Source organism: Pararhizobium capsulatum DSM 1112 (assembly GCF_030814475.1).
Lineage (GTDB): Bacteria > Pseudomonadota > Alphaproteobacteria > Rhizobiales > Rhizobiaceae > Pararhizobium > Pararhizobium capsulatum.
Genome location: NZ_JAUSVF010000006.1, coordinates 118,232 through 124,231, shown reverse-complemented (window position 1 = coordinate 124,231; position 6,000 = coordinate 118,232). Strand labels below are relative to the sequence as shown.

Here is a 6,000-nt window from a genome sequence, read left to right as displayed (position 1 = left end):
CGAAATTGGACAGCTTCTTGGAACGCCCTGTAGGCTCGTTCACGGTCGTCCGGATGGATCGCGGCAACAACCATCTGCATTGTCGGCGGCACAGACGGATCGAACTCCCACATCCGATAGTTCTCATCGGACCAGACCTGCTCATCGAGCAACGGGTCGAGCGAAAAACTTCCAGTCTTACTTAATCTCTGGGCCCCAGCAAGGAAATCGTTCGCACGACGCAGCTCAGAGCCGCTGGCGGCCAGTAGCGCGTCGGATTCCGCACGTTCCATTGCGATGCCGGAGAGCTTGGCAAATCGGTCGATCAGTTCCTGCTCCTCGTCGGTCGGGCCAACGCGCTCGTGTCTGTAGATCGCGAATATGCCAAGAACTTGACCGCGGGTTCCGACGATCGGCGCCGACCAGCAGGAGCCTAGACCGTATTTTACCATCATATCCGGCCAAGCCGACGCAGTCCAACGGGGGTCGTTGGGGGGATCGGTGACGATTATCGTGGTCTTGGTCCGTATGGCGAGGGAGCACGGGCCGAAGAAGGGATCAATCTTCAATCCGTCGAGGACCGCGTTGTACGGTGCGGGAAGATTAGGCCCAGCGCCAAGCCGAAAACGAAGTTCATCGGGATCCGAAAACAGAATGCTGCAAAGAGAGCCTGGTGCAAGCTTCTCGACATGAAGGCAAAGCTGATTAAGAATCGTTGGTAGAGCGATACCCTGGGCGACAAGCTCAAGCAGGTTCCTCTCGGCTTCGAGTTCTGCTTCCGCACGCCTCTGACTTTCGATGTCTGAGTTAAGCCCATACCAGCCACAAACGCGACCTTCCTCGTCATGGAACGGCTCCGCCTTGACGCTGAACCATCTGTAACTTCCGTCGAAACGGCGAAGACGCATTTCCAAGTCGGCGGAGCTTCCGGTACCTACGGCGTGCCGCCATGCCGAACGGACAGTGGGGATGTCGTCAGGATGGATGGTGGAAGTCCAACCGCGCTCCCGCAATTCGTCGACTGTCATTCCCGCGTAGTCTTGCCAACGCCGATTCACGAAATCGGTCACGCCGTCTGGTCCGCACGTCCAGACTAATCCAGGCAGGCTGTCGAAAAGTCTGCGCAGGTCCATACCTCACGTTCCCGCCGTCAAGCTCCGCCAAGTTGGACGGCCGAATGCTGTCCAGTCAATAATACTAAAGTGTCGGTGACTTTGCTAACCAACACGACAGAGCCGAGGCCCCTCGGGGCCTTGGGTTCGCCCTTCAGGCTGTCCGTGCAGGAGCAGCATTCGTCCACACGCGGGTCAACACCTTTGAACTATAGACTGGCTCGGGCATTGAGGTATGGTTGCGCGCGAATGAGGCGAATTAAGTCTGGGGCGGTTAGATTGATAGGAACGTTCGGTCCAACTTTAAAGTGTTGTGGAAGAAGGACCCGGTTGTGAGCACGGCAGAATTTACCCAAGATAGCTCCGCAAACTCTGTGGAGCAGAATAAGATCATCAATGCGATCCCGGTAATGGCCTGGTCTACTCTGCCGGACGGAACAGCGGATTTCTTCAACGAGCACTTTCTCTCCTTTCTGGGTATCACATCCGAGGTAGCCCACGGATGGGGTTGGATGACTTCGCTGCATCCTGACGAACTTGAAACCCTCGCCAGCGTCTGGTCGGCGCTCATCGCTTCCAAACGTCCGGGAGAAACTGAAGCGCGGTTTAGAAGGTCCGACGGGCAGTACAGATGGTTCCTGTTCCGCGCAAATCCGGTCTATGCTGAGGATGGTTCCGTCACTCGGTGGTATGGCACCAACACCGACATTGACGACCGCAAGCGGGCGGAAGAGGCTCTGCGAAGGAGCGCCGCGTTCCTGGCGCAGGGGCAGACGCTTACCGAGACGGGTAGCGTTTGGTGGAAGCCGTTGACCCAGGAAATATTCTGGTCGGACGAAGCCTACCGCGTTGCCGGGTATCCAAAGACACAGCAGCCAAGTGTCGAGCTCATGCTGGGCAGATGCCACCCTGATGACTTGGCTCACGTTCAAGAGATGGTGGCGCGAGCTGTAGAAAATGGGGCGAACCTCGAACTTGAGCACCGTCTGTTGATGCCGGATGGCGAAGTAAAATACGTGCGCCTCGTCCTTCAAAACATTGGACTGGACCGTTCCGCGCCGGAGTTTATCGGAGCGGTTACTGACATAACCCAACGGAAGACGGCCGAAGAACTGCTTCGTCGAAGCGAGATGCTTTTGGCTGAAGGGCAGAGGATCAGCCTGACCGGGACATTCTCATGGCAAGTGGACACCGACGAGATCACTTTTTCTAACGAGCTTCACCGCATCTTCGGATTTCCAAAGGACACGATCGTTGATTTTGATCGTATCACGGAGAGAGTGTACCCCGAGGATCTGCCACTGCTTGCTGAGAAAATGAGCAATGTTCGATCGGGGAGCGACAATCCGGATTACGAAATCAGATTGAGAGTCTCGGACCAAGTTAAGCATGTGAGAGTCGTCGGACGTATCATAAAGCATTTGAACGGCACGACGGAATGCCTCGGGGCCGTACAGGATGTCACGGCACAACGATTGGCCGAAGAAGCCCGTGACAAGCTGCGCTCGGAGCTGGCCCAGATCGCCCGCGTCATGAGCCTTAGTACGATGGCCGCGGCAATTGCCCACGAGGTCAACCAGCCCTTGACGGGAATAGTGACGAACGCAAGCACTTCGCTGCACATGCTATCTGCGGATCCGCCGAACATCGACGGCGCCATCGAGACCGCCCGGCGGACAATACGCGATGGGAACAGGGCTGCCGACGTGATCACCCGGCTGCGGGTGCTCTTCAAACGGGGAACATCGGCTGTGGAACCGGTCGACCTCAACGAAGCAGCTCTTGAGGTCGTCTCTCTTCTTTCGCCCGACTTGCAACGACACCGGATATCTCTGCGGACAGAACTTTTTGAGGCTCTACCCCGCGTCGCTGGCGACCGCGTACAGCTACAGCAGGTGATAATGAACTTTCTTCGAAATTCGATCGACGCAATCGGCGACCGGTCGCAACACCCTCGCGACATTGTCGTGCGCACCGAGCTCGGTGCGGACAGGGCGCTCCGATTTTCAGTCGAGGACACCGGCTGCGGAATAGCAGGGACCGACCCAGACAGACTGTTCGACGCGTTCCACACCACAAAAGCGGACGGCATGGGGATCGGTCTGTCCATTAGTCGCTCTATCGTGGAAGCGCATGGTGGGAAAATCTGGGGAAGGGGTAACTCCGCGATCGGAGCGAAATTCGGTTTCTCGATTCCAGGAAAACCGGAACACTGTCTCGAAGAAGGCGCCGACGTGTTCCGGGCAGGCCGATCATGACCTTATCGCGCCCGCTTGTGGCGGTGATCGATGACGATGAGTCCGTGAGGGAGTCCTTGCCGGATCTGCTTCGCGTGTTTGGATATGAAGTACAGGCTTTCTCGTCCGCGGCCGAGTTCCTGCAATCGGCGTGGGCCGCCAAAACCGAATGTCTGGTGCTAGACGTCGCAATGCCGGGCATGTCCGGGCCAGAACTGCAGGATGAACTTGACCGCCGTGACCAGAAAATTCCTATCATCTTCATCACTGCCCACAAGGACGAAGAAGAGCGATTACCCCTCATCAGGCGAGGCGCAATCGACTGTTTGTATAAGCCATTCAGCGATTCCTCACTTAAGGCCGCCCTCGACCGCGTCTTCAAATAGCGCGGACATAGGTATGCGAATTTCGCCCATGGCCGGCGGGCAATGTCGTTAGCTCTCACACCGATGCCGATCATATTCGTCTCCGGCTTTGGAGACGTTCCAATGACCGTCAAGGCATTGAAATGTGGTGTCTCGCCCAGCGGGTCATGTAATACGGATGATGAATCCCCAGTCCCTCCCTGAACTGGGTAATATGGCAGCGAAACTTCGTAGCGAAGGCGACACCGAAAGCTTTAAGACGAACATCACGACCGACATCGCACCCTCCGAGCCATCGTTGAACTGCTACGGTGTGCCTCGCAATGAAGCCTTGGCAATGGTCCGATACCAAAGTATCGACCATACCTTGGTGCAATAGTTGTTGGGTTCGTTTGATGTGATCTTCCTTCTCGTAAAGCAAGGCAAACACGCAAGGGTCCACGGTCCGCTACGCCGCTGAGCTTGGCTACGACGTGACGATCGTTAAGGACGCGGTCGCCGACTACTCGCCGGAAATGATGGATGCGGCGCTGGAGGTAAACCCACCCCAGCTATGCCAGCGCGATCGTGACAACCGACGAGATCCTGAAGGCGATCTCGTCGGTTGTCGCGATCGCCTCGCCGCCGAATAGACCCCTCCCATCAGCAAGCCGACCCGGCGATGCGCGCCGGGCGCCTGTCCCTATCCAGCACCCAAGGAGCGTACAATGGATCAGCAGTCGAAAGTCCTCTACACGGCAAAGACACACGTCAGCGGCGGTCGCGAGCAGGGCATCGCGCGCAGTTCAGATGGTCAGCTCGACCTGAAGCTTGGCGTTCCCGGTACCGCCAAACCTGGCACGAACCCCGAGCAACTCTTCGCCGCCGGATGGTCGGCATGCTTCGAGAGTGCCATTGGCATTCTTGTCAAACAGAAGCACATCAAGCTCGCCGGTGAAGTGACCATCGATGCGGAGGTGGACCTCAATCTCTCCCCGACGAGCGGCTATTCGCTGACAGCTCGCTTCGCAGTTGGTATCCCTGGCGTCGATCGCGAAGCCGCGCAGCAGCTCGTCGATGAGGCACATCAGATCTGCCCTTACTCGAAGGCGACGCACGGGAACATTGGGGTCACATTTACGCTTGTCTGAAACTAGCGCCGCCCCGCTAGGCAAGGATCCGAACATGAAAGCAACCTCGATAGTTTTGGCGAGCCGACCAACAGCCGCGCCTAGACCGGAATTAGGACAGTGACGTCCGAACTCCCCGAGCTTCGGGACGGACAGGAGTTGCTGCGTGTCCTTTTCCTGTCGCTTGATCCCTACATGCGGGGGCGGATGAGCGCTACCAAGTCGTATGCCGAACCCGTTCCGGTTGGAGGTGTCATGGAATGCGAGGCCGTGTGCGAGGTCGTGCAGTCCCGCAGCCAATCCTTCCAGCCGGGAGAAATCGTTCGACCGATGACGGGCTGGTGCACCTACGCAGTCATGGACGCCCCCAAGATCCGGCATGTGGACACGCACCGAGCCCGCGTCTCTACGGCTCTTGGCGTGCTCGGCATGCCAAGTTTTACGGCATATGGTGGCATGAGGTTCATCGGCCAGCCGAAACCGGGAGAGACGGTTGTCGTTGCCGCCGCGTCTGGACCTGTCGGATCGCTTGTTCGCCAGTTAGCCAGGATCGCTGACGCTCGAGACGTGGGTGTCGCAGGAGGGAAGGACAAATGCGACTACATCAGGGACGAACTGGGATACGACGCCGTCGTCGACCACCGCTCTCCGACTTTTGATTCCGAACTCGCAACCGCCTGTCCGAAGGGGATCGACGTCTATTTTGAGAATGTCGGCGGACATGTCTGGGACGCGGTGTTTCCGTTGTTGGATCTCTACGCGCGCGTTCCCGTCTGCGGGCTGATCGCGCAGTACAACGGCCCGCGATGCAGGCGACTGGCCAAAGACTGGGAGAAACCGATTGCCTCCGCTGAGGCGTGGATGCTTATCGCCCACATCCGGATTCTCAGTCGAAGGCTCGCAAGTTACTATGTTTATTGATTTCTTTTCGAGTCAGTCTGTTAGCTCGACTTTATACATTATGCGGCGAAGCAAAGGGACTGTACCATTCGGATAAGAGGTCCGGGAGGTATTTTGTGCATTTCTGGGTTTGACGGTGAGTGTCGATAAAGATCGTCCCTCCACAAAACGAGACGCACAGCACCGATCGCATCGGTGAATATCAGATCGGTTTTTTATACCATGCCGCCGCGTGAGGGGGCGTGCTTTGGCTCAGGCTGTCACGAGACTGTATATAGCCAAGAGTGAAGGTGTCGTG

Annotated in this window: 4 protein-coding genes and 3 pseudogenes; 6 read left to right on the top strand and 1 reads right to left on the bottom strand. The window is 57.3% G+C overall.

Going from position 1 to position 6,000, the window contains the following annotated elements; translation table 11 throughout:
* Positions 1-1,112 (bottom strand): GAF domain-containing protein (locus tag QO002_RS30240; protein WP_307237288.1); only part of this gene is annotated, 1,112 nt, incomplete at its 3' end.
* A gap of 311 nt (positions 1,113-1,423) precedes the next feature.
* On the opposite strand from QO002_RS30240, the gene QO002_RS30235 reads away from it, so the two are divergent.
* From QO002_RS30235 to QO002_RS31085, 6 genes and pseudogenes are all read left to right on the top strand, one after another.
* Positions 1,424-3,349: a PAS domain-containing sensor histidine kinase gene (locus QO002_RS30235; RefSeq protein ID WP_307237285.1), complete on the top strand. Its 1,926-nt coding sequence runs from the start codon at positions 1,424-1,426 to the stop codon at positions 3,347-3,349.
* A complete protein-coding gene (locus QO002_RS30230; protein ID WP_307237282.1) occupies positions 3,346-3,714 on the top strand; it encodes a response regulator in 369 nt (122 codons plus the stop codon). The genes QO002_RS30235 and QO002_RS30230 overlap by 4 nt, the downstream gene beginning before the upstream one ends.
* Before the next feature lie 416 nt (positions 3,715-4,130).
* A pseudogene (locus QO002_RS30225) lies at positions 4,131-4,296 on the top strand (isochorismatase family protein); the annotation flags it as partial.
* 104 nt (positions 4,297-4,400) lie between these two features.
* On the top strand, positions 4,401-4,823 hold the full coding sequence (locus QO002_RS30220) for an organic hydroperoxide resistance protein (RefSeq protein ID WP_307237279.1): 423 nt from the start codon (positions 4,401-4,403) through the stop codon (positions 4,821-4,823).
* 99 nt (positions 4,824-4,922) lie between these two features.
* A pseudogene (locus QO002_RS30215) lies at positions 4,923-5,534 on the top strand (zinc-binding dehydrogenase); the annotation flags it as partial.
* 72 nt (positions 5,535-5,606) lie between these two features.
* Positions 5,607-5,723, top strand: a pseudogene (locus tag QO002_RS31085) (IS5/IS1182 family transposase); the annotation flags it as partial.
* Positions 5,724-6,000: the final 277 nt, after the last annotated feature.

Excerpts from the sequence above, each read along its gene's own strand:
- QO002_RS30230 (WP_307237282.1), top strand. The coding sequence starts at position 3,346 with ATGACCTTATCGCGCCCGCTTGTGGCGGTGATCGATGACGATGAGTCC.
- QO002_RS30220 (WP_307237279.1), top strand. The coding sequence starts at position 4,401 with ATGGATCAGCAGTCGAAAGTCCTCTACACGGCAAAGACACACGTCAGC.